Source organism: Actinoplanes sp. HUAS TT8 (assembly GCF_051380535.1).
Taxonomy (GTDB): Bacteria; Actinomycetota; Actinomycetes; order Mycobacteriales; family Micromonosporaceae; genus Actinoplanes.
This window is the reverse complement of record NZ_CP195646.1, coordinates 1,831,302-1,853,935: the sequence shown is the minus strand read 5'-3', so window position 1 is coordinate 1,853,935 and position 22,634 is coordinate 1,831,302. Positions and strand designations below refer to the sequence as shown.

The 22,634-nt window shown below is 72.0% G+C and carries 18 protein-coding genes; 8 read left to right on the top strand and 10 right to left on the bottom strand.

Going from position 1 to position 22,634, the window contains the following annotated elements; genetic code table 11:
• Window position 1: 1 nt before the first annotated feature.
• Both ACSHV8_RS08205 and ACSHV8_RS08200 read right to left on the bottom strand, forming a co-directional pair.
• Window positions 2-1,009, bottom strand: a complete 1,008-nt coding sequence (locus ACSHV8_RS08205) for a LacI family DNA-binding transcriptional regulator (RefSeq protein WP_436530987.1) — start codon at window positions 1,007-1,009, stop codon at window positions 2-4.
• A gap of 74 nt (window positions 1,010-1,083) precedes the next feature.
• Complete coding sequence (locus ACSHV8_RS08200) at window positions 1,084-1,800, bottom strand: TetR/AcrR family transcriptional regulator C-terminal domain-containing protein (protein WP_436530985.1); 717 nt, start codon at window positions 1,798-1,800, stop codon at window positions 1,084-1,086.
• A gap of 95 nt (window positions 1,801-1,895) precedes the next feature.
• Here ACSHV8_RS08200 and ACSHV8_RS08195 point away from each other — a divergent pair, with 95 nt between their 5' ends.
• Window positions 1,896-3,317 carry a DHA2 family efflux MFS transporter permease subunit gene (locus tag ACSHV8_RS08195; protein WP_436530983.1) on the top strand — a complete coding sequence of 474 codons (1,422 nt, stop codon included), beginning with the start codon at window positions 1,896-1,898 and terminating at the stop codon, window positions 3,315-3,317.
• Between the two features lie 44 nt (window positions 3,318-3,361).
• Here the strand turns inward: ACSHV8_RS08195 and ACSHV8_RS08190 are convergent, their stop codons facing one another.
• Window positions 3,362-6,250 (bottom strand): ATP-binding protein, encoded by a 2,889-nt coding sequence (locus tag ACSHV8_RS08190; protein ID WP_436530981.1) that lies wholly within the window; start codon window positions 6,248-6,250, stop codon window positions 3,362-3,364.
• A gap of 89 nt (window positions 6,251-6,339) precedes the next feature.
• On the opposite strand from ACSHV8_RS08190, the gene ACSHV8_RS08185 reads away from it, so the two are divergent.
• Both ACSHV8_RS08185 and ACSHV8_RS08180 read left to right on the top strand, forming a co-directional pair.
• Window positions 6,340-7,134 carry a class I SAM-dependent methyltransferase gene (locus ACSHV8_RS08185; protein WP_436530979.1) on the top strand — a complete coding sequence of 265 codons (795 nt, stop codon included), beginning with the start codon at window positions 6,340-6,342 and terminating at the stop codon, window positions 7,132-7,134.
• The gene (locus ACSHV8_RS08180; protein ID WP_436530977.1) at window positions 7,131-7,646 is read left to right on the top strand and encodes a hypothetical protein; all 516 of its coding nucleotides are present in this window, start codon (window positions 7,131-7,133) and stop codon (window positions 7,644-7,646) included. The genes ACSHV8_RS08185 and ACSHV8_RS08180 overlap by 4 nt, the downstream gene beginning before the upstream one ends.
• Window positions 7,647-7,717: 71 nt before the next feature.
• Here the strand turns inward: ACSHV8_RS08180 and ACSHV8_RS08175 are convergent, their stop codons facing one another.
• The gene (locus ACSHV8_RS08175; protein WP_436530975.1) at window positions 7,718-8,446 is read right to left on the bottom strand and encodes an MBL fold metallo-hydrolase; all 729 of its coding nucleotides are present in this window, start codon (window positions 8,444-8,446) and stop codon (window positions 7,718-7,720) included.
• A 46-nt stretch (window positions 8,447-8,492) separates the two neighbouring features.
• Here ACSHV8_RS08175 and ACSHV8_RS08170 point away from each other — a divergent pair, with 46 nt between their 5' ends.
• The gene (locus ACSHV8_RS08170; RefSeq protein ID WP_436530973.1) at window positions 8,493-9,098 is read left to right on the top strand and encodes a CGNR zinc finger domain-containing protein; all 606 of its coding nucleotides are present in this window, start codon (window positions 8,493-8,495) and stop codon (window positions 9,096-9,098) included.
• Between the two features lie 157 nt (window positions 9,099-9,255).
• Here the strand turns inward: ACSHV8_RS08170 and ACSHV8_RS08165 are convergent, their stop codons facing one another.
• Window positions 9,256-9,699: an Lrp/AsnC family transcriptional regulator gene (locus tag ACSHV8_RS08165; protein ID WP_436530971.1), complete on the bottom strand. Its 444-nt coding sequence runs from the start codon at window positions 9,697-9,699 to the stop codon at window positions 9,256-9,258.
• A gap of 71 nt (window positions 9,700-9,770) precedes the next feature.
• On the opposite strand from ACSHV8_RS08165, the gene ACSHV8_RS08160 reads away from it, so the two are divergent.
• Window positions 9,771-10,694 (top strand): SMP-30/gluconolactonase/LRE family protein, encoded by a 924-nt coding sequence (locus ACSHV8_RS08160; protein WP_436530969.1) that lies wholly within the window; start codon window positions 9,771-9,773, stop codon window positions 10,692-10,694.
• A 48-nt stretch (window positions 10,695-10,742) separates the two neighbouring features.
• A complete protein-coding gene (locus tag ACSHV8_RS08155; protein ID WP_436530968.1) occupies window positions 10,743-11,078 on the top strand; it encodes a hypothetical protein in 336 nt (111 codons plus the stop codon).
• Window positions 11,079-11,116: 38 nt separating this feature from the next.
• On the opposite strand, the gene ACSHV8_RS08150 is transcribed toward ACSHV8_RS08155, so the two are convergent.
• The 4 genes from ACSHV8_RS08150 to ACSHV8_RS08135 all read right to left on the bottom strand — a co-directional run bounded on the left by ACSHV8_RS08150 (window position 11,117) and on the right by ACSHV8_RS08135 (window position 15,547).
• Window positions 11,117-11,947 (bottom strand): SMP-30/gluconolactonase/LRE family protein, encoded by an 831-nt coding sequence (locus ACSHV8_RS08150; RefSeq protein WP_436530966.1) that lies wholly within the window; start codon window positions 11,945-11,947, stop codon window positions 11,117-11,119.
• Between the two features lie 98 nt (window positions 11,948-12,045).
• Window positions 12,046-13,275: an MFS transporter gene (locus tag ACSHV8_RS08145; protein ID WP_436530964.1), complete on the bottom strand. Its 1,230-nt coding sequence runs from the start codon at window positions 13,273-13,275 to the stop codon at window positions 12,046-12,048.
• A 180-nt stretch (window positions 13,276-13,455) separates the two neighbouring features.
• Window positions 13,456-14,310: a dihydrodipicolinate synthase family protein gene (locus tag ACSHV8_RS08140; RefSeq protein ID WP_436530962.1), complete on the bottom strand. Its 855-nt coding sequence runs from the start codon at window positions 14,308-14,310 to the stop codon at window positions 13,456-13,458.
• Between the two features lie 10 nt (window positions 14,311-14,320).
• Window positions 14,321-15,547, bottom strand: coding sequence for an aminotransferase class I/II-fold pyridoxal phosphate-dependent enzyme (locus ACSHV8_RS08135; protein WP_436530960.1), 1,227 nt, complete (start codon window positions 15,545-15,547; stop codon window positions 14,321-14,323).
• Window positions 15,548-15,611: 64 nt separating this feature from the next.
• Here ACSHV8_RS08135 and ACSHV8_RS08130 point away from each other — a divergent pair, with 64 nt between their 5' ends.
• A complete protein-coding gene (locus ACSHV8_RS08130) occupies window positions 15,612-16,226 on the top strand; it encodes a PH domain-containing protein (RefSeq protein ID WP_436530958.1) in 615 nt (204 codons plus the stop codon).
• An 18-nt stretch (window positions 16,227-16,244) separates the two neighbouring features.
• Entirely contained in the window at window positions 16,245-20,402 is a 4,158-nt protein-coding gene (locus tag ACSHV8_RS08125; protein ID WP_436530956.1) for a PAS domain S-box protein, read from the top strand.
• Here the strand turns inward: ACSHV8_RS08125 and ACSHV8_RS08120 are convergent.
• A complete protein-coding gene (locus tag ACSHV8_RS08120; protein WP_436530954.1) occupies window positions 20,365-22,308 on the bottom strand; it encodes a LysM peptidoglycan-binding domain-containing protein in 1,944 nt (647 codons plus the stop codon). The genes ACSHV8_RS08125 and ACSHV8_RS08120 overlap by 38 nt on opposite strands.
• Window positions 22,309-22,634 lie beyond the last annotated feature (326 nt).

Sequence of the window (22,634 nt, the reverse complement as noted above, 5' to 3'; positions counted from 1 at the left end):
GCTATTTCTGCGGGAGCGGGCCCGTCGAACCACGCACGATGAGCTGGGTGGGCAGCACCCGGCGGGCGGTGCTGCTGGAATCCGGGTCGGCCATCAGTTCGAGCAGCAGATCCACCCCGACCCGGCCGATCTGCTCCTTGCCGATCGCGACGGTGGTCAGCGGCGGGCCGACCAGCCCGGCGACCGGGATGTCGTCGAAACCGACGACGCTGAGACGCCCGGGCACGTCGACGCCCCGGGCCCGGAACCGCTGGATGAGACCGAGCGCGACCAGGTCGTTGTAGGCCAGGACGGCGGTGACCGGGGTGGCCAGGACGAGGTCGGCGGCGGCGGCCCCGCCGTCCGCGGTGGGCGCGACGTTGCCGGCCTCGACCAGGTTCATCCCGCGGGCGGCGGTGGCGGCGCGCAGGCCCCGCTGCCGGTCGCGGTTGGACCAGGAGGTGCGCGGGCCGGCGACGTACGCGATGTCGCGGTGTCCCAGAGCGTGCAGGTGGGCGACGGCCTGCCGCATGCCGTCGGCGCTGTCCGCGGTGACCGACGGGAACGGCGTGATCCGGCGGTTCAGCACGACGATCGGCTTCTCCCCGGCAAACGACCGCAGGTCCTCGTCGGGCGCCCGGGGCGAGCAGAGCAGGAACCCGTCGACCTGCTTGGCCAGGGCCCGGATGGCCGGGACCTCGACCGCCGGGTCCTCGTCGGTGTCGCTGAGGAAGACCGCGTAGTCGAACCGGCGCGCCTGCGTCTGGATCGACTTGACCACCGACGGGAAGAACGGGTTGGCCAGATCCGGCAGGACCACGCCGATGTTCAGGGTGCGCCCGGTGATCAGGCTGCGGGCGACCCGGTTGGGGTGATAGCCGAGCTCACGGGCGGCGCGCTCGACGCGTTCGCGGGTCTCCGGCCGGACCCGGGCCGGTTCGGCCAGCGCCCGGCACACCGAGGACTGCGAGACCCCGGCCAGCCGGGCGACGTCCTTGATGGTCACCGCCACGGCCGACTCCTTGATCATTCGATGACGATCGATCAGTGGAGTCAGTCTGGAATCGTTTCCAGAATATTGTCAAGAAGTTGCCGTCGTCGATGCTACGACTCGTCCAGGGTCCGCTCGAAGCCGTCCAGGAGCCAGTTCAGGCCCTCGTCGAAGTCGGCCGTCCACTCCTCGACCGTGCCGCGCAGCAGGGCGGAACGGCCGGCCGCGGCCAGGTTGAGCAGGTCACCACCGGCGGTCAGCTCGGCGAAATACGCCTCCGTGGAGGCCTGCCACTCCTGCTCGCTGAGGCCGTCGCGCTGCCGGGCGACCAGCTCCTGACCGTTCAGGGTCACATAGCCCCAGAGGTACGTGTCGACGGCCCGCAGCAGCTTGATCGAACGCTCGGCACCCAGCTGCAGCCCGGCGATCGCCTGGTGGGACTGCTCGGCGTGCCGGGCCGCGTTCGGACCGATCGGCGCCCGGGTCCCGAAGACACCCATCACCCACAGGTGCTGCCGGCCGACCGCGATCTGCCGGTGCAGCACCGCCCGCAGCGCGGCCCGCCAGTCGCCGACCGGCAGCTCCGGGACCAGCATCTCGCCCAGCACGTGGTCGATCATCAGGTCGACCAGGTCGTCCTTGCGCTCGAAGAACGTGTAGAGGCTCATCGGGCGGGCCGAGAGCTCGGTGGCCAGCCGCCGCACCGAGACCGCCTCCAGGCCCTCACGGTCGGCCAGGGCCACCGCGGCGGCGACGACCGTCTCGCGGGTGAGCCGCTCGGGCTTGGCGGCGGCCGGGCGCGTCCACAGCGGACCACGGTTCTCAGTCACGGCGAAATTCTAGCGGTGTACGGAGAAGCGATACGGTGTACCGTCACTGATACAGCGTATCGCTATCCCGTACGTCGTCTCGAAAGGTCTTGATCGTGACCGAGAAAATCCCGCGGAACCTGCTCGCGCTCATCGGCGCGACCCTGCTCGGCGTCTTCCTGGTGCAGATGGACTCCACGATGGTCAACATCGCGCTGGAGAGCCTGCGCCGCGACTTCGACGCCGACCTCGACGTCATCCAGTGGGTCAGCACGTCGTACATGCTGGCCATGGCCGCGATGATCCCGGTCGCCGGCTGGGCCATCGACCGGTTCGGCAGCCGCGGCGCCTGGCTCGGCGCGCTCGGGCTGTTCACGATCGGCTCGCTGCTGTGCGGGCTGGCCTGGTCGGCGCCGAGCCTGATCGCGATGCGCGCCGTGCAGGGCGTCGGCGGCGGGATGCTGCTCCCGCTCTTCCAGACGATCATCGCGCGGCAGGCCGCCGGGCGGAACTTCGGCAAGGTGATGGGCCTGATCGGCGTGCCCATGCTGCTCGGGCCGGTGCTGGGCCCGATCCTCGGTGGCGTGCTGGTCACCGGATCCGGCTGGCGCTGGATCTTCCTGGTCAACCTGCCGATCTGCCTGGTCGCGGCCTGGGCCGCGGCCCGTGTCCTGCCGGCCGATCGCCCTTCGGAGAAGGCCCGCCTCGACGTGGCCGGGCTGGTGCTGCTCTCGCCCGCGCTGGTCGCGATCATCTGGGGGCTGTCCCGGATCAGCGACGACGGCGGACTCGGCACGCCGACCCTGGTCGCGCTGGTCGTCGGCGCGGGACTGCTCGGCTCGTTCGTGGTGCACGCGCTGCGGGCCGCGGCGCCCATCGTGGACCTGCGGCTGTTCGGGAACCGGGACTTCACGGCGTCGGCGGTGCTGATGTTCCTGGCGATGGTGGCCCTGGTGGGGAACATTCTGCTGATCCCGCTCTACTACCAGCAGGTTCACGGGTACACGCCGCTGCACGCCGGGCTGCTGCTCGCCCCGAACGGGGTCGGGTCGGCGCTGGCGCTGATCCTGGCCGGGCGGGTCATGGCCCGGGTCGGCGCGCGGGCCGTCGCCGTCACCGGGTCGGTGCTGCTGCTCGGGGTGGCGCTCGCGTTCACCCAGCTGGAGGCCGGGACCAGCCAGTGGTTGCTGATGCCGCTGCTGCTGATCGGCGGGGTGGGGTTCGGGGCGGTCCTGGTGCCGGCGCAGAGCGGGATCTACAGCGGGGTGGATCGTGTCGCGGTGCCGCACGCCACTACCGCAACGCGGGTGTTCCAGCAGGTCGGGGCTTCGCTCGGGGTGACCGTCCTGGCGGTGTCGCTGCAGCGGAACGCGGCCGGAGGAGGATCGCTCGGTGCGGCTTTCGGCACGACCTTCTGGTGGACGGCCGGGGCCGCGGCGCTGCTGCTGATCCCGGCCCTGCTGTTGCGCGGCACCCGGCCGGCGGCGGAGGCCGAGGGCGCTCCCCCGGAGACCTCGCGCGCCGGCCGCGGGTCGTGACCATCGGTCGGGCGTTCCCGCCCGCGCCGGGGCGCGGCTCGTGACTATCGGTCAGGGAGGGACGTGCGGTCAGAGAGGGACGTGCGGTCAGGGAGGGACGTGGCCAGCTGGGCTCGGCTCGTGACCGAGAGCTTCTGGAAGATGTGGGTGAGGTGGGTCTCGACCGTGCGCCGGGTGACGTAGAGCTGGTCGGCGATCTCCTTGTTGCTGTGGCCCAGCGCGGCCAGCACCGCCACCCGATGCTCGGACGGGGTCAGCGCGCCCGGCCCGGAGATCACCGACCGTCGCGGCCGGCCGCCCGCGGCCAGCAACTCCTGGCGGGCCCGGCGGGCGATCAGGCGCATACCGCCGTGATCGGCCAGGTCCAGGGCCTGGGTCAGCGGCTCGCGGGCGGCCGCCCGCTGGTTGGCCCGGCGCAGGGCGGCGCCCAGGTCGGTCAGGACCCGGGCGTGTTCCAGGCGCATCGGGGACGCGGCGAGCAGGTGGGCGGCCTGGGTCAGCAGCGGCACGGCCTCGGCCGGGGAGACCGTGCGGGCCAGAGCCCGCAGGCCGGCGCCGCGCGGACCGGCCAGGCCGACCCGGGCGGCCAGGTCCAGGTGCTCCTCGGCCAGGTGGCGGGCGGTCTCCAGATCGCCCAGCGCGGACAGGGCCAGGCAGTCGTCGACGCGCCAGGCGGCCAGGCCCGGGTGCCTCGCGCCGAGCGCCTGCCAGGTCGCGGCCGCCGCGGTCAGGTCGGTGTGGGCGTCGGCCGGGCGGTGCTGGGCCAGGCGCAGGCGGGCGCGGCGTTCCAGGAGCAGCGCGGTCCGCAACTTGCCCGGCGCCAGCGTGCCCAATCCGACCTGCGACCCCGGGCCCGGCCCGCCGGCCGGAGGTGGCGGGCCGGGCGGGTTGCCCCAGCCGCCGGCTTCGGCGGCGGTCAGGGCGGCCTCGGCGGCCGGCCGGTCGTCGGCCTCGGTCAGGGCTTCCACCAGGGGGAACACGGTCCAGACGAGGCCGGGGGCGGGCGGGTTGGCCATCTTGAACTCGAACGCGAACCGGGCGTCGGCGACCGCCTCCCGGACCCGGCCGGCCGTGACGAGGGCGTGCGCCCGGACGAAACTGCCGTGGGCCAGGGCGGTCATCCAGCCGCGCGGCCGGACCTGATCGATCAGCGCGTCGCAGAGCGCCCGCACGGTGTCCAGCTCCTCGGTCGCGACCAGGGCGAACTTCAGGACGGTGGCGAGCAGCGAGCCGATCTCGGCGTCCAGCACCGGGCGCAGGATCGCGGCGGTCTCGGCCGCCGGTCGGCCCTCGACGGCCGCGAGGTGACCGTGGTGGACACCCCACATCGGTGCCGCGCCCGGGAACGGGTGTCGCAGGGTGCGCCGCCGCGCCTCGGGGACCGTCGCGGCGTCCAGCCAGGCCGAGCAGACCAGCTCGGCCTCGATCTCGTCGAGGACCGCCGGGGCCGCGCCGGGATCGCTGTCGAGAACGCGGTGGCAGAGCTGGAGGGCCTGGTCGTGGTAGCCGGCCATGCCGAGCGCCCGTGCCCCGGCCAGCGTGATGCTCGCGCGCTGATCAGGATCGGTCGCGCGCTCGACGGCCTGGGCGAACAGCGGGTACGCCTCGGGCTTGACCTGTTCGGCGGTGACGAGGCCGAGGCGGCCGAGCAGATCCGCTGACACGTACGCGGAAATCGGTCCTTCCGTCAATGCCCGCCGCAGGAAGGTCGCGGCATTCTGTGCCGCACCGCGTCGCCACGCTCGGTCGGCGGCGGCGCTCAGGGCCGCGACGGTGGCCGGTTCACCAGCGGGTTCGGTGCGGAGAAGGTGCAGCGCGACGGTTTCCGGGTCGGCGTGCTCGGCGACCAGCATGCGGGCGGCCCGGCGGTGCCAATCCGCGCGCTCCCCCGCCGGCAGGCCTCCGTAGAGCGCCCCGGCCACCAGGGGGTGGACCAGTGCGTACCCCTCGATCCCGCCCTCCAGGAGCCCGGCGGACCGCAACCGGTCGGCCGAGCGTGAGGCCAGCGAATGATCCAGACCGGCCAGATCGCGAGCCTGTCGCAGGGGTGCGCCGCGGCCCAGGACCGCGAACGCGCGGGCCAGGTCGGCCGTGCCGCGCGGCAGGCGGGCGAGCTGGCGGTCGACCGCGCGGGCGACCTGGTCCGGGCCGAAGTCGCTGAGACCGGCGGCGACCTCGTCGGACGGCTCGACGCGCTCGGCCGCGAGATGGTCGAGCAGCGCGCCGAGCAGGAACGGGTTGCCGGCGCTGGCCGCGTGGCAGGCCCGGGTGAACGCCGGACCGGCGGCCGGGAGGCGGTCCAGCACGATCGACCGGACCGCCTCCGGGCCCAGCGGGCTCGGCCGCACCGGCGCACCGGCCGCCGCGAGAAGTTCCGCGAGCAGGTCGGGTTCGGCCGGTGGTTCGCCGGAGCGGACCGCGCAGAGGATGCCGAGCGGCAGCCCGGTGATCCGGCGGGTGAGCTGGCCGAGCCAGCGCAGCGACGGCGCGTCCGCCCAGTGCACGTCGTCGACGAGCAGCAGGGTGGCCGCGCGGGCCGCGAGTCCGCAGGTCAGCCAGGTCAGGCCGTGCGCCGCGGCGTGCATGGCGTCACCGGTCGGCGCGTGCGTGGCGCCCTCGTCGTCGAGGGCCCGGCGCGCGGGAGCCGCGGCCCCGACGGCGAGGGTGTCCCATTCGAGGGTCTGCCGCAGCGGCGCGAACAGCTGCCGGGCGATCCCCCAACCGGCGTCACGTTCGAGCGGGCCGCCCCACGCGGACAACACCCGCAGGCCGGCCGCCTCCGCGTCGAGACCGGCGGCGGCGAGCAGACTGGACTTGCCGATGCCGGCCGGGCCCTCGACCACGATCACCGCACCGGTTCCGGAGCGCACTTCTCCGAGCCGGTGGACGAGCATCGCCAGCTCCGCATCGCGCTGTAGCAACAGCCGCGGCATGGCTGGACCGTACGTCGTGGTGGCCTTCCGCGAAACCTCGTGGTCGGATCCACGATTCAACCGGTCCCCGTCACGGCCAGCATCGGTGCATGGAGACAACGGACTATGCGCTGGGGCGCACCGAAGAGGAGAACGAGAGGGTACGGGCGCAGGCCCGGCTCTGGTCGGCCGACACCGCGCGACTGCTGGATCTGGTCGGGCTCGGCACCGGCGACCGCTGCCTGGACGCCGGATGCGGGCCGGGCGAGACGATGCGGCTGATGGCCGAGCGGGTCGGCCCGTCCGGCGAGGTGACCGGCATCGACCTGGACCCGGGGATCAGCTCACTGGCGCCGGGCCGGGTGATCATCCACGACCTGACCGCGGACGATCCGGTGCCGGGCGGCCCGTACGACCTGGTCCACGCCCGTCTGCTGCTGTTCCACACGCCGCGGCAGGCGGAGGTGCTGCGCCGGTTGTGGGACGCCGTCGCGCCCGGCGGTCACCTGGTGGTGCAGGACTACGACCTGAGCGCGGTCGGCGTGAACCCGCCGCTGGACATCGTCGACGAGATGACCGCGGTGCTGATCGAGGCGTTCGGGGCGGCCGGGTGCGACGTGCGGGCCGGCAGCCGGTTGCCGTACCTGATGGCCGAGGCCGGCATCGGCGCACCGGACGGCACCGACGTCGCCGGACGCCTGGTCCCGGTCGCGGTGGGCACGCCGATCCTGGAGAGCGTCTACGTGAGCCTGCTCCCGGTCGCCTACGCGAAAGGGCTGACCACCCCGGCCGACGCCGAGAAGGCGATCGACACACTGCGGCGCGAGACCGCCGCCGACCCCGACCGATACGTCCTGCTCCCCCTGCTCAACGGCGTCTGGAAGACCAAAGGAGAATCGCGATGAGCATCGTCCTGCACGACATCCCGGCCGCGGTCCGCGACTACGTCGACAGCCTGGTGACCGTGAAGATCACCGAGGTCACGCCGACCGACCCGGACCAGAACGTGCTGACCACCGACCAGATCGGCGCCTTCACGGTGAGCGCCTTCAACGGCGGCGTTCCCAACGGCGTACGGGTGATCAACGTCCTCTACCACGTGGCGATCGCCGACGCGGCCGGGACGAAGGGGGCCGTCGCCAAGCTGATCGTGCCCGACGTCCTGACCGGGGAGACGTTCTCCGACCAGGAGGCGACCAAACCGCTCAAGGCCGGGACGAAACACACCGATTTCTTCGTACGGACGGCCGACACCGACCTCGGGCCGGGCGACACCGACGAGGTGCGGCTCACCCTGATCTGCCTGGACGACGGCGACGCGAAGATCAGCTGCCATGTGCATGCTGACGTGGATCGCGAGGCGCTCTTCCCGAACAGCGAGAGCCACAGCACCGGGCGCGGTCTGACGGTGCTGTGACGCCGGCCCGGTCGTTGCCCGACCCGCGGGCCGGTGGTAGCTCTCACGTGGCCGGCCCGCGCTGATCGGGATCAGTCGAGTTGGAGGCGGTCGAGCAGGCCGGCCCGGGTGAACGCCTTGACCAGGACGTCGCGGCCCTCGGTGAAATGGGCCCAGCTGTCGTGGTGGACCAGGACGACCTGGTCGGCCCCGAGGATCCGGGCCGCCTCGGCCGCCTGCTCGCTGTCCAGGGTGAGCAGGGCGCCGTCGAACAGGCCGGTGCGCGCGGCCCCGGCGAACAGGATCACGGTCGGGACCGGGCCGAAGCGCCCGGCGATCCGCTCGACGATCTCGAGGGAGGCGTTGTCGCCGCTCACGTACACCGTGGGCAGATCGTTCCCGGTCAGGACGAAGCCGGTCACGTCGCCGGTGATCGGCTCGCAGCCCTCCGGGCCGTGCTGGGCCGGAACACCGGTCACGGTGACGTCGCCGACCTGGACGGACTCCCAGGGAGCGAGACCGCGGGCGCGGCCACCGAGACGCCCGGCGCCGCTGACGGTGGTGAGCGTCAGCGGCACGTCGGCGAGCAGGGCGCGACCGGCGTCGTCGAGATTGTCGGCGTGCTCGTCGTGGGAGAGCAGCACCGCGTCGACCCGGCCGAGGGTCTCCGGGCCGGCCTTGGGCGGCGCGAGCCGGACCAGTGTGGTGCGGCTCGGGTAGACGTAGCTGCGCGGCTGGTCGAACGTCGGGTCGGTGAGAAAGCGCAGGCCGCCGTACTCGAACAGCGCGGTCGGACCACCGAACGTCTGCACACTGATCATCGCGAACCTCACGGATAGAAGTGGTGTCATCCGTGACGCTAGCCGTTTGTCACGGATAAGGGCAAGCGGTACCGTGAGAACTGTGATCGACACTGCGCCCGGGGCCGACCGGCATCCCGGCCTCGACCTGGCCAACAGCGTTCTCGCCACACCCGGCGGGACGGTGACCGATCTCCTCGACACCCCGGCCGCGGCGACCGCCTGGCTGGCCGAGCGGGCACTGATCCCGGCCGACGCGGAACTGAAAGAGATCTGCGCGGGCCGGGTGCGGGCGCTGCGCGAGGCCATCCGCGGCATCCTCGCGGCGTTCGTGCAGGGGGCGCCGCCCCCGGCCGGGGCCCTGGAGACCGTCAACGCGACCCTGACCCGGGTGCCGACCGCGGCCGAACTGCACTGGGACACGGCACTCGGGCTGCACCGGTCGGCCCCGCACCCGACCGATCAGGTCGTGGATCACGCGCTCGGGGTGATCGCGGCCGATGCCGCCGATCTGCTCACCGGGCCGGACGCGGTGCGGCTGGCCGCCTGCGACTCCCGGCCCTGCCTTCGCTACCTGCTGCGCGGCGGGCGGCGGCAGTGGTGTTCGGTCCGCTGCGGTGACCGGGCGCGGGCCGCGCGGGCCTACGCCCGGCGCACAGCCACCCCGGCCTGAGCGGACGTCGTGGCTGCTCCAGCCTTCGCCGCCGTTGCGCCCGCCCCGGACTGAGCGGACGCTGCAGCCGCTCCAGCCTTGACCGGCATGTGCGGCGCTTCGCCTGCCCCGGGCTGAACGGATGCCCTGAACACTCTCGGCCGAGCCGACATTTCGGTTAGTCCAGGCTGAGGGGGCGTTCGAAGAACGTCTCCAGGACGACCACGGTCCGGGTGCCGGAAACTCCGGCGATGGCGTAGAGGTCGCGCAGGGTCGCCTGGAGCTGCTCGGTGGTCGCCGTGCGGACCTTGACCAGCAGCGACGACGCGCCGGCAACGACGTGGGCCTCCTGGATCGACGGGATCGCCAGCAGCGCGTCGCGGGTCGGCGCGTCACCCATCCAGGAGTTCGCGTCGATCATCACGTAGGCGGCGACGCCCCGATCCACGGCGGCCGGATCGACCTCGACGGTGGTGCGGCGGATCACGCCACGATCGCGCAGTTTCCGTACCCGATCATGGGCCGAGGCCGCGGAGAGGCCGACCGCCCGCCCGAGGTCGGCGTAGGACCGCGTCGCGTCCTCCTGAAGCTGCGTCAGCAGTTGCCGATCAATCTCGTCCACACGATCTCCTGATGATGTTCGGCAATTGACGTGCTTGACCTTACCAGGTTCGGTATGACTACGCTGCGGGCATGACCGCCACCGCATTCACGATGCTCGACGAACGGTTCCGGTACGTCGACGGCGACTTCGTCCTGGAACGCCTGCACACCGGCTGCCGCAAGACCGAGGGCCCGGCCTACTTCCCGGCCGGGCGCTATCTGATCTGGAGCGACATCCCCAACGACCGGCTGATGCGCTGGGACGAGACCAGCGGGACGGTCGGCGTGTTCCGCCAGAACTCCGGCTACGCCAACGGCAACACCGTGGACCGGCAGGGTCGCCTGATCACCTGCGAGCAGGGCAACCGCCGGGTGACCCGCACCGAGCACGACGGCCGCGTGACCGTGCTCGCCGACACGTACCGGGGCCACCGCCTGAACAGCCCGAACGACGTGGTGGTGCGCGGCGACGGGACGATCTGGTTCACCGATCCGGTCTACGGCATCAGCAGCGACTACGAGGGCCACCGCGCGGAGAGCGAGTTCGGCGGCGCCTGCTACGTCTTCCGGCTCGACCCGGACACCGGTGACCTGCGCGTGGTCGCCGACGACTTCAGCCGGCCGAACGGGCTGGCGTTCTCCCCGGACGAGCGGCTGCTCTACATCGCCGACACCCGGCAGGAGCCCAGTCACATCCGGGTCTTCGAGGTGACCGGCTACGGCGCCCTGCAGGGCGGTGACATCTTCGCGACCTGCGACTTCGGGCGCTTCGACGGGCTCCGGGCGGACACCGACGGCCGGATCTGGGCGGCCGCGTGGGACGGCGTGCACTGCTTCGCGCCCGACGGCACGCTGATCGGCAAACTGCTGACCCCGGAACCGGTCGCCAACCTCACGTTCGGCGGCGCGCAGCTCAACCACCTGTTCATCACGGCCGGCACGTCCGTCTACGCCCTGCGCGTCACGTTCAACGGCGTCAACCTCCTGACGTCCCCCTCTCGGGCAGGGCGGTGACCTGCGAAAACCCCGCACGCGACGGACTTGATCACTACTATGTGGAGTATGTCAGGACATAGCAGGACTGAGCAGCAGGACGAGGCGGACCCTCCGGAACATCCCGAGGTGGTCGCCGCGAACATCGTCGCCCGGGCGACGAAACAGATTCAGGTGATCGCCGCCCTGGCCACAGTCCTAGCCGCATGCATCGCCGCGTCGAGTTCGGTGATGACCACCCGGATGGTGATCGCCGCCGCCCGCCCGTCGCCCGCCGCCGCCCGCACCGATCCGGCCGAACACCTCGACGCCGCCGGGCCGGGCTCGGCCCTGCCCCGCGGATGCGTGATCGACGGATCCAGCCGCTCCCGCCCGACACCCACAGCCGTCCCCACCGACGAATAGCACCCCGCCGTCCTCGGCCGAGGACGAACAGCAGCCGCTCAAGGATGCCCGGCGCCCGCCGCGGGCGCCGGGATCGACCAGACCCGGCCGGTGCGCTCCTCCGAACCCCCGTACTTCTGACCGACAACGATCAGCCGTGGACTCTCCTCACGGCTGAGCACGCAGGCGAACGCGCCCCGGTCGAAACCGACGGTCGCGAGCACCTCCCCACCCTCGCGAACGCGCAGGCAGCGCTGGTTGCCGACGTCGGCCAACCAGACCGCCCCCTCGGCGTCGACACAGATCCCGTCCGGGTGATCGCCCGGCGTCGAGGCCCACTCGCGGCGATCTTTCAAAAAACCGTCAGGACCGATCGTGTACGCCGTGAGCCGCTCCGCATACGACTCCGCCACGATCAGTGTCCGCCCGTCGGCGGTGATCGCCATCCCGTTCGGAAACGCCAGATCGTCCGCGACCCGGACCACCTCGCCGTCGGCCCTGACCAGCGCGATCAGGCCCGGCGCATACTCCCCGCCGGGAAAGTCGAACCCGATCGAGTTGACATACGCGTTCCCACGATCGTCGACGACGATGTCGTTCCACGGCTTGCGCGACAGGCCGCCCAGCTCGGCGTGGGTGACCAGCGACCCGTCGCCCTCCTGCCGGAGCAGCCGCTGACGCGCGGAGTCGACGACGAGGAGCCGCCCGTCCGGCAGGAAGTCGATGCACATCGGGAACGACGGCACACTCGCCATCACCTCGGGCTGGCCGCTCTCGTCCAGGGCGATCACCTGATTCGCACCCCAGTCGGAGAACCACACCCGCCCGTCGTGCCACCGCGGTGACTCGCCGAACACCACACCGTCCAGCAGGACTTCCGGCTCGCTCATGGTTCGATCCTCTCTCCTCCGCCTGCTCATAAGACGGAATCGGCCTCCAAGAATCGCCACGCTTTGTTCGAACCGTCACACACGACAACCTCCGCCGGTCACCCCGGCCGGTGACGGCGCGTTCCCCGACGTTCCAGCGCTGAAGCTGCGGCGGCAACGGCCACCAGGGCGACCGCGAGGGCCATCGGCAGGTGGAGGGAGAACCCGACCAGGGCCCCGGCGAGTGCCGTCCCACCCGAACCCGCAGTGATCTTGACGGCCCCGATCCAGACGAAGACCTGGCCACGAGCAGCCGCCGGGGCGTACTCGCTGCGCGCGGCCAGGGTCGCGGCAAAGAAATGCGCGTTGAGGACACCGGTCACGAAGTATGCGGCGGCCATGAGCACGACCACAGCCATCCCGGTAGGCGCAAGCCCGGGCCCCGCCGCCGTCACCGCGAGCGCGACCGCGACCACCACCGCCAGGCGGGTCATCAGCCGGTCGGCGTCACCCCGCAGCGGGCGGATCATCACGACCGCGGACCCGGCCAGGTTCCCCAGGCCGTAGGCCGCGGTCAGGATCCCGGCCGCAGCCGCCGTCACCCCGAGCGCCGACGTACCCGCCACCGCCGTGATCGGCAGCGCGGCCAGCGCGAACGCCACCGTCACGGTCATGTACAGCGTCCGCCGCAACGGCCCCGACGACACCATCAGCAGCAGCGTCCGGGCGGGCCGCGGCACCTCGGCCGGAGTTCCGGACGGCGGCGCGTAGGGCAGCATCCGGACCAGCACCGCGGCCAGCGCGGTCGCCGCCGCCAGCAGCAGCGCCGCGACGGTCGGACCGGCCCAGGCCGAGACCGCGGCCACGATCGTCGGCCCGACCGTCCCGCCGAGACCGTAGGTCGCCACGTCCCAGCCCTGCGCCCGCCGCTGCGCCACCCGGTCCGGACCGGCGATGGCCGGCAGCCGGCTGCTGATCCCGCCGGTGAGCAGCGGCCCGACCAGCCCGGAGGCGATCAGGAGCAGACCGGTGACCGGGGCCGGCACGTGCGGGTACAGCAGCACCGCCGCGGCCAGCGTGCCACCGTGGACGACGCAGGCGGCGGCGATCACCGTGCGCCCGTCGCGCGCGGTGTCCAGCCGGCGCGCCACGAACGGCCCCAGCAGGTGGGGCGCCGTGATGCACGCGCCGAGCAGCCCCGCGAGCCAGCCCGGCGCGCCGCTGACGGTCACCATCAGGACGACCGCCACGACCGCGCCACCGTCCGCGGATCGAGCCATGGTCGCGGCGGCCACGTACCGAGCCAGGCCGGAGGACCGGGCCGAGCGTACGCCCGTCGTATCGATCATCGAGGGTTGTCCACACTGGCGGTTTGTCCACAGGCCGGCCGCATGATCTTGGCGAAACCGGAGATAATGCTCGGTGGCGGTAAGCCCCCTGAGGTGGGCGGGGACTGCGTCGACCGCGGGACGGCGATCATGGCGTGGGGCCCGGTCCGGCGGCCCGGCCCACAGCCGGCCCGGCCGCGATCATGACGCCAGGTCCAGCTCGGCGACGACCTTCGCCACCCGGGCCCGGCCCTCTTCGTCCAAACCGCGCACCGGCCGCGGCAGACACGCCCCGGCGACCAGCCCCACCTGTTCGGCGACCGCCGCGATCACGCGCAGACTCCCGTACGCCGCAAATAATGCGAACAGCGGAGCGAGGCGTTCCGGCGCACCCGGCACCGAGCGGACGATTGCTGTCGCTGCCGCAGGCAGCGTCCCTCCGACGACGGAGTACCAGACGTCGCATCCGTGCGCGAGCCCGTCGGCCGCGTGCACGTCCCCGGAGATTCCGATGGCCACCTCCGGGGGCAGCAGTTTCCGCAGGTCGGCGACTCGTTCTTCGGAGACCGGCCCGGGGATCTTGAGCGATGCCACGTGGGGCAGCCGGGCGATCGCCGCGTAGAGGTCGTCGGTGAAGGTCACGTGGGTCGTCCCCGGGTTGTCGTAGACGATCAGCGGCACGGACAGTTCCGAGCTCACGTCCTGGTACAGCCCGTAGACCTCGTCGGGTGTGAGCGGCTGATACGTCATGGGCGCCAGCAGCACCGCGGACGCGCCCGCGGCCTGGGCCTGGGCCGCGTGGGCGAGGACGTGGGAGGTGCGCAGCGCCCCGATCCCGGCGAAGACCGGTGTCGGTCCGGCTTCGGCGACGGCGATCCGGACGGCGCGGGCGCGTTCGGCGGCGTCGAGGTAGGCGTAGGAGCCGGTCGATCCGAGTGCGGTGATCGAGTCGGCGCCGGCCACGGCGAGCCGGGAGATCAGTCCGGCGTACGCGGTCTCGTCGAGCCGGTCGTCGGCGAGCGGGGTGAGGGGGAAGGCGCTGAGCCCGGTGAACATGGGGGTCCCTTCAGAGGAGCGCGGCCAGGTCGGCGGCGAATGCCGTGGCCTGAGCTGCGGTGATGGTCGAGGTGGTGACCCGGATGGCGGGGCGGCGCGCGGCGAAGTCCCGGCCGTCGCGCACGGCCCAGCCGCGGGCGGCCAGGGCATCGGCGAATCCGTACTCCGGGACGGGGATCCACACGTTGAGACCGTCCGGCCGGGGCAGCGCGATGCCCACATGGCCGAGCTCGGTGATGAGCAGGCCGGAGCGGGCCGCGTACGCGTCGCGGGCCCGCGCGAACCGTTCGACGTCCCAGGCCGAGGCCACGACGTGTTGCAGCAGGTGGCTGACCCAGGTCGCGCCGGTCTCCAGTCGCGCCGCCGTCGCCGGGTCGGCCAGCACGAACGCCAGCCGCAGGTCGGGGCCGAGGAATTTCGACACCGATCGCACCAACGCCCAGCGCGGATGCCCGGCCGGCGTGACGCGGTGATATTCCCGCGCCGAGATCATCGAGAAGTGATCATCTTCGATCATCAGGATTTCGCCGTACGGCGTGAGCACCGCCCTCAGCGCCTCGGCCCGTTCCGCCGTGAGCGCGGCCCCGGTCGGGTTGTGCGCCCGGGGTGTGCAGATCACGGCCCGGGCCCCGCCCGCGAGCGCCGCGGCCAGGGCGGACGGCGACATCCCGTCGGCGTCGACCGGCACCGGCACGGCCCGGAATCCGTTCACCCGCAGGGTCCCGATCGCCGCCAGGTAGCACGGCTCCTCGACGGCGACCTGGTCGCCGCGGGTGAGGTGGGTGGTGAGCAGCCGTTCCATCGCGTCGGCGGCGCCGTTGGCGAGGACGAGCCGGTGCGGGTCGGGCAGGTCGCCGGCGAGCCGGTGCAGGCGTTCGTCGACCGGCGGCGCTCCGTAGAGCACCGGCTCGTATCCGGCGACGGCCTCGGCCAGGGCCGGCAGCAGCGCCGGGTCGGGGTTGCCGTCGGCCAGGTTGACCAGGTCGCCGCCGGGCGTGTGGCCTTCGCCCTCGACCTCGGGCAGGCCGAGCACGATCGTCCCGCCGCGTCGCCGGGCCTCGACCACGCCCGCGGTCGCGAGCTGCGCATAGGCCGCCGCGACGGTGTTGCGGTTGACGCCGAGCCGGACGGCCAGTTCGCGGATGGCGGGCAGCGCGGCACCGGCCGGCAGCTCGCCCGCGTGCACGAGTCCCCGCACCGACCGCGCGATCTCCGCCGCCGTGTTCCCTTCGATCACACCGGCACGCTACCAGTTATGTCCTAGGACATAAATTCTGGAGGGGCTGTTCTACCCTTTCGCCGTGGCCATACGCACCGCACGCCTGCTCGCCCTCCCGTTCGCCCTGCTCGCGTGTGTGCTGCGCGTCGCCGGGCAGGCGTGGGCCCACCCGGGCTCCTTCCGCTCGACCTTCCTCACGTTCCTGGTCGTCCACCTGATCAGCCTGGTCCTCCCGACCGTGGCGTACGTGCTGGTCACCCGCCCGGTCCGGAAGCGACCGGCCGCCTGGGGGCCGGACTTCTCGGCCGGCCCGAATCCGCAGACGCGCGGCATCCTCGCGGTCGTCCTGGGCTGGAACGCCGGCTTCGCCCTCGTCCAGGTCGGCGACACCGGCGGCACCGGGCTGGACGTGTTCATGCTCGTGTTCGGCCTGCTGACCCTGGTCACGGCGGTCGTGGTGGCGTTGAACGAGCGGCCCACGGTGACGATCGGGCCGGCCGGGATCACGGTCCGGGGCTGGTTCGGGAGCCGGCGGGCCGGCTGGGACGAGCCGATCCGCCTCCCCGTCGCCAAGCTGCACATCGACCCGGGCTTCCTCGCCCGCTCCCTGGCCTTCTACCGCGCACACCCGGAGCACCGGGCCGAACTCGTCGCCGAGGTCCCGGTCCCGGCCCGACCGGCTCATTCGTTGCCCTGATCGGCCGATCAGGGTGGTATGAGTGTCGGGTTCCGGGCGCGGCTGGAAGGCCAGCCGCTGGAGCTGTTGGCGCACGCTTTCGACCGCAGTCCGGTGCCGAAGCTGGTGCTCAGCCTGGCCCCGGACGACTACGGCACGTTCACCGCGGTCAACGCCGCATTCTGCGAGCTGGTCGGTTACCCCGCCGAGCAGCTGATCGGCAAGTCGGCCATGATGCTGCTCGACGAGGACCGGGTCGAGCCGGTGGCGGCGCTGTTCGAGGCCATGACCCGCGGCGAGTGCGACGTGATGGCGATGGAGCGGATCCTGATCCGCCGGGACGGCTCCCGGGTGTGGATCGTCAGCCAGAACCTCATGGTCACCGACCGTGACGGACATCAGTTCCTGTTCGCCGAGATCGTGGAGAGCAGCGGCCGGCCGGCGCTGGCCGACAGCGAGGCCCGGTTCCGCACCCTCGTCGACTCGTCGCCGATCGGGATGGCCGTGCTCGGCACCGACGGCGCCTGGGTGCGGGCCAATCCGGCGGTCTCGGCGATGCTCGGCTACACCGGCACCGAGCTGGCCGCGCTCACCCTGCGTGACGTGACGCACCCGGACGACCGGGATGCGTGCGTCGCGATGCTGCACGACATGGCGAACGGCGTCACCCCCTCTTTCCAGGGCGATTTCCGGTACGTGGGCAAGAACGGTCACCCCTTCTGGTGCCGGCTGACCGTGTCCCCGCTCGCGTCCGAGTCCGGCGCACCCCTGCAGCTGCTGGCCCAGCTGGCCGACGTCTCCACCGAACGCCGCAACCAGGAGCGGCTGGTCGTCGCCGAGCAGACCACGGCCCGCGAGGCCGAGCGGCTGCGCACCACGATCGCTGTGCAGCGCGAGATCGGCGCGATGGTCGCCGACCGGGACGCCCTGGTCGCGCTGATCGCCGACCGCGCGCTGCAGGTCCTGCCGTCCGGCACGGCCGCGTCGGTGCACCTGCTGGACGTCGCGGCCGGCCTGCTGCGCCCGGCCGCCGCGGTCGGGATGGACCTGCCTGACGTGCCGGTCACCGATTCGCTGGCCGGGGTGGCGGTCACCAGCGGCGGCACGGTGCGCTGCGACGACACGACCGGTGATCCGCGGGTGAACCCGGCCATCGCGCGGGCCACCGGGATGGGTTCGCTGATCATCGCGCCGTTGCGGGCGCCCGGCAGCGGCACGTTCGGCGTACTGATGGTCGGCAGCGGACGGGCCGGCGCGTTCGACGACGGGGACGAGCAGCAGCTCACCCTGCTGGCCGACGCGGTCGGCAACGCGCTGCGGCACGCCGAGGACGCGGCGATCCGGCAGGACCTGCTGAGCCGTACGACCGCGGCGGTCGAGGCCCTGGAACGGGAGCAGGCGGCGACGCTGGCCGCGATGGCCCGCCTCGAACGCAGCGAACGCCAGTTCGCCGAGGTGGCCGACAACAGCCCGATCGCCCGGATCGTGCTCGGCCTGCGGGACGACGACCGCGGCCGGATCGTCCTGTCCAACCCGGCGTTCTGCCGGCTCTTCGGCTACCGCGACGCCGAGGCCGTCGGCATGCACTTCGAGACGCTGATCGGGGACGGCCCGAGCGAGGAGCTGGAGCGCAACCTGACCATCATGGCCAACGGCGAGCGGACCCGCGGCCAGCGGGAGATCATGCTGCGGCGCCAGGACGGCACCCCGTTGACGGTCGCGGCCCACACGTCGGTGATCTTCGACGAGCACGGTCCGGCCACCGCCGTGGTGCAGCTGCGGGACATCACCGCCGAGCGGGCCGCCGAGGAGGCGACCGAGCGTGAGGTGCGCCGGCTGCGCGGCACCCTGGCCGTGCAGCGGGAGGTCACCGAGGCGGCGACCGACCGCGCGGCCACGGTACGGGTCGTCGCCGCCCGGGCCGTCGACCTGTTCCCGGCCGCCGACGGCGCCGCGGTCGAGCTGGTCGAGGACGATCAGCTGGTCTACGTCGCCACGGCCGGCACGCTCACCCCGTTCAACGGCACCCGGCTTCCGCGCTCGGGTTCGCTCAGCGGGATCGCGCTGGCCACCGACTCCCCCGCGCACTGCGCCGACACCGCGACCGACGAGCGGGTCAACCGGGCCAAGTGCGAGGAGCTGGGGATCGGCTCGATGCTCGTGGCACCGCTGCACGCGGACAAGAAGGTGATCGGCGTCCTGAAGGTGTCGGCCGCGTCGGCGTACGCATTCGACGACACCGACGAGCAGCAGCTGGCCCTGCTGGCCGACAGCCTGAGCGCCGCGCTGCGGCACGCCGACGACGCCACCCGCAACGCGGCGGCGCTGCGCGAGCTGGAGATCAGCGAGCAGCGCTTCCGGCTGACCTTCGACAACTCGCCGCTGGGCCTGACCCTGTGCAGCCTGCGGGACGAGGACTTCGGCCGGTATCTGCAGGCCAACCCGGCGATGACGGCGATCACCGGCTGGTCGCAGGAGGAACTGACCGCGATGCGGTTCGCCGACCTGACCCACCCGGACGAGGTGGCGAGCACCCGCGAGTTCGCCCGGCGGCTGATCGACCGGGAGATCGACACGCTGACCACCGAGCGCCGGTACCGGCACAAGGACGGGCACACCATCTGGGTGTCGGTGCGGGTCGCCGTGGTCACCGACGAGCGCAACCGGGCCCGCTACGTGGTCAACCAGGTCGAGGACGTGACCGCGGCCCGCGAGGCCGACGCGCAGCTGCGCCGGACCGCGCGGCTCTTCGAGCTGATCCCGGCCGCCGTGATCGTGCGTGACCTGGACGGGAACATCCGCTGGTGGAACGACGGGGCGACGCAGCTCTACGGCTGGCCCCTGTCCGCGGCCCGCGGCAAGTCCTCGCACCGGTTGCTGCACACCACGTTCCCGCAGGGCGGCAGCCGGGCCGAGCAGGAGCGGGCGCTGCAGGACGACGGCCACTGGAACGGGCAGCTCGACCACATCACGGCCGACGGCCGTACCGTCAATGTTCTGAGCCGTCAGGTTCTGCATTCTCTCGACCCGGACAACGCGCAGGTCCTGGAGGTGAACGCGGACCAGACCGCGGCCCGGGCGGCCGAGGTGGCCCTGGCCGAGAGCGCCGAACGGCTGCGCGCCCAGTTCTCCAACACGGCGGTCGCGCAGGTCATCAGTGCCCTGGACGGCACCATGATCAGCGCGAACCCGGCCTACGGCGCGATGCTCGGCCGTCCCGTCGAGGAGCTGGCCGGGATGTCGACCCGGGAGCTGACCCACCCGGACGACCGGGTGGCCGGGCAGCAGCGGATCGCCGGGCTGTTCGCCGGCGACGGCGACTCCTACACCACCGAGTCCCGGTTGCGGCACGCCGACGGGCACTGGGTGCCGGTCGAGGCGACCGTGTCCATGGTCCGCGACGCCGACGGTAACCCGAAACTGCTGGTCGGCGTGATCACCGACATCACCAGCCGCCGCGCCGCCGAGCAGGCCCGCGACGCCGCGACGGCCGCCCTGGAGGAGCGCAACACCGAGCTGGAGGCGGCCAACCAGCTGAAACTCGACATCATCGGGATGCTCGGCCACGAGATCGGCAACCCGCTGACCTCGATCCGGGGCAACGCGGAGATCCTCACCGACGACTGGGCGGCGCTGAGCGACGAGCGCCGGGGCCGGGCCATCGACGCGATCGCCCGGCAGGCCGGCACGCTGGACGAGATCGTCCAGGAGGTCCTGGCGATGGTCACCATCGAGTCGGGCAAGATCCGGGCCGACCGGCGGCGGCTGGACCTGCGGGAGGAGATCGACCGGGCGCTGTGGGCGGCCGACGCGGCGGCGGTGCCGGTCTCCGGGCCGGACGCGCGGGCCCTCTTCCACCCCGGGCATCTGCAGCAGATCCTGGTCAACCTGCTGTCCAACGCCCGCAAGTACGGCGGCGGCGCCACCGCCGTCCGGGTGTCGGTCACGTCGTCGCTGGTCGAGGTGGCGGTCGAGGACGACGGTCCCGGAGTCCCGGAGGAGTTCCGGAACCGTCTCTTCGAACGCCTGGCCCGGGCCGACCGCGACGCGACCTCGGTCAAGGGCACCGGCCTGGGCCTCTACATCGTCCGTGGGCTGGCCCAGGCCAACCACGGCGACATCCGGTACGAGCCGAACCCGTCGGGCGGCTCGCGGTTCGTCATTTCGCTGGAATCACCAGCACCTGACCGGGAATGATCCGGTCCGGGTTGGACAGGATCGCCCGGTTCAGATTGAAGATCTCCGGGAAGCGGTTCGCGTTGCCCAGCAGGGCCTTGGCGATGCCGCTGAGCGTGTCGCCCTTCTTGACCGTGTAGAGCCGCGGGATCGTCCCGACCGGTGTCCTCGGCGGCAGGTGCAGCACCTGACCGGGGAAGATGACGTTCGGGTTCTTGATGACGGCCCGGTTCAGCACGAAGATCTGCGGCCACCGGTTCCCGTCGCCCAGCTGTGATTTCGCGATGCCGGTGAGGGTGTCGCCCTTCTTCACCGTGTACGTCGTCGGAGCCGGCGGCGGCTGCTGCGTGCCCCCGGAGAGCACCCCGGCGAAGCGCAGCAGGTCGGCCAGCTCGAACGTGCCGGCCTTGGCCGACGCCAGCGACGGTTTCCAGCCCGGCTGCCGCAGGAACGAGTCCTGGCTGCGCCGGACCAGTCCGATCAGCACCTCGGCGACGAGCGTGCTGCCGAGCGGGCCGAGCCGCTGACCGGCGTGGGCGTGGTTGGCCTCGGCCAGGACGTAGAACCACAGGGGCGTACGGGACTCGAAGCCCCCGGCGGTCAACGCGGCCACCTGCTGCGGGCTGCCCGCCGCGGCCAGCACCTCGTCCTTGGTCATCACCGGCAGTCCGAGCAACTGTGCCACGGCCTGCCCGGTCGGCAGCCGCAGCCGGTAGCCGCGCAGCAGGTTGCGCACGGCCAGGCGGCCCGCGTCGGGCGGGGTCTCCGGCGTGCCGTCCACCTTGCGCAGGGCGAACAGCGCCCGGTCACCGGTGGTGGCGACGTTGGTGTCGAGCTTGCGGGCCTTCATCACGTCGGCGCCGCCGATGATGTTCTCCCACTCGATGATCCAGTTCTCGGGCAGCGTCGGGAAGTTGCCGACCTCACCGCTGAGCGCGGTGAACGTGAAGAGCAGCTCCAGACTCGCCCGTACGCCTCCGGGCCTGGTGTTGAAGTTGACGTTGAAGTCGTATCCGGCGCGCACCATCGTGTGGCCGAGCCGGTATGCGGCGACCGAGAATTCGAGCGGCATCCGCAACGGTTCGGCGGCCGGGTCGAACCAGCGGTTGCCGTGGTCGACGATGTCGTCCACGACGGCCGGCTCGGCGATCCGCTTCAGGAAGTCGTGCACCACGACGTGCTGGTAGTGCTGGCGCAGGATCCGGCCCGCCTCGCCGAACGAGAACCCCTGGTCGATCAGCTTGTTGTGGGCCTTGAGGAAGGCCACGTGCAGCTGGGCGATGATCAGGTTCTCGTCGTTGCGCGGGTCGCCGGTCAGCGCCGCGCGGTCGTGCTCGATGTCCGGCCCGGCCGGTTCGCGGGGCAGGTCGTTGTCGTCGCTCTTGCCGGGCGGGCGCTTGAACGGCGGATTCGGGTTGTTCAGCGGGGCGACGGTGCCGAGCAGCATCTTCGCCACGTTGGCCGGGTTCCGCGGCGCGGGCGCGCCGTACACGCTGTCCAGGTCCAGCTCGCCGGTGCGCAGGTTGCGCAACGCGTTGCGGATGTCGGTGAGCGACAGCGGGGTCATGCCCGGGTCGAGCAGCTGGGCCATGGTCGCCGAGGTTCCGGACTCCAGGGTGATGTCGTGGTCGACGAACTGTCCGAAGTACGTGTAGGCGGCCGGGATCGGGCTGTCCTGTCCGGCCACGTCGGCGTCGACCATCGTCGCGCCGAGCCGCTTGAGCAGCTCCGGAGTATTGGCGGCTTCGGGCAGAAGGTTGGCCTCGTCCTCCTGCAACGCCGGGAACAGGAAGTCGAAATGGTGTGAGTCGACCGGTTTGGTCACCGCGAAGAGCGCCGGCGACCGGGCACTGAAGTCGGCGAGTTCGCCGGAAGCCCGGGCCAGTTCTTCCTCGGTGACGATTCTTCCGTGCAGGAGACGCGGCATGGCCGCCCCCTTCCCCCTTGGAGGTGCGTGACCGATGCATCTAGTGGTGCAACGCCGCACACCATAGGCCCGAAAGTCGGATACATTGAGTCGCGAAATAGACAATTGGCAATGGTCAGACATTCAAGACATAGATCCACAGCATCGGTAAGGCTGCAACAAACCTGCAAATGAGAATCGTTGACTCTCCTCTTCCGATGGTGGGAGATTCGGTCACGGCACCACTTCCGTTCCCCCCATTCCGTCGGCCCCACATCCCCATGAATCAGGCCGCGGTGCAGGTCAGAGCTGCGCCGCGAGGTAGAAGACTGCACATAATCGCAGCG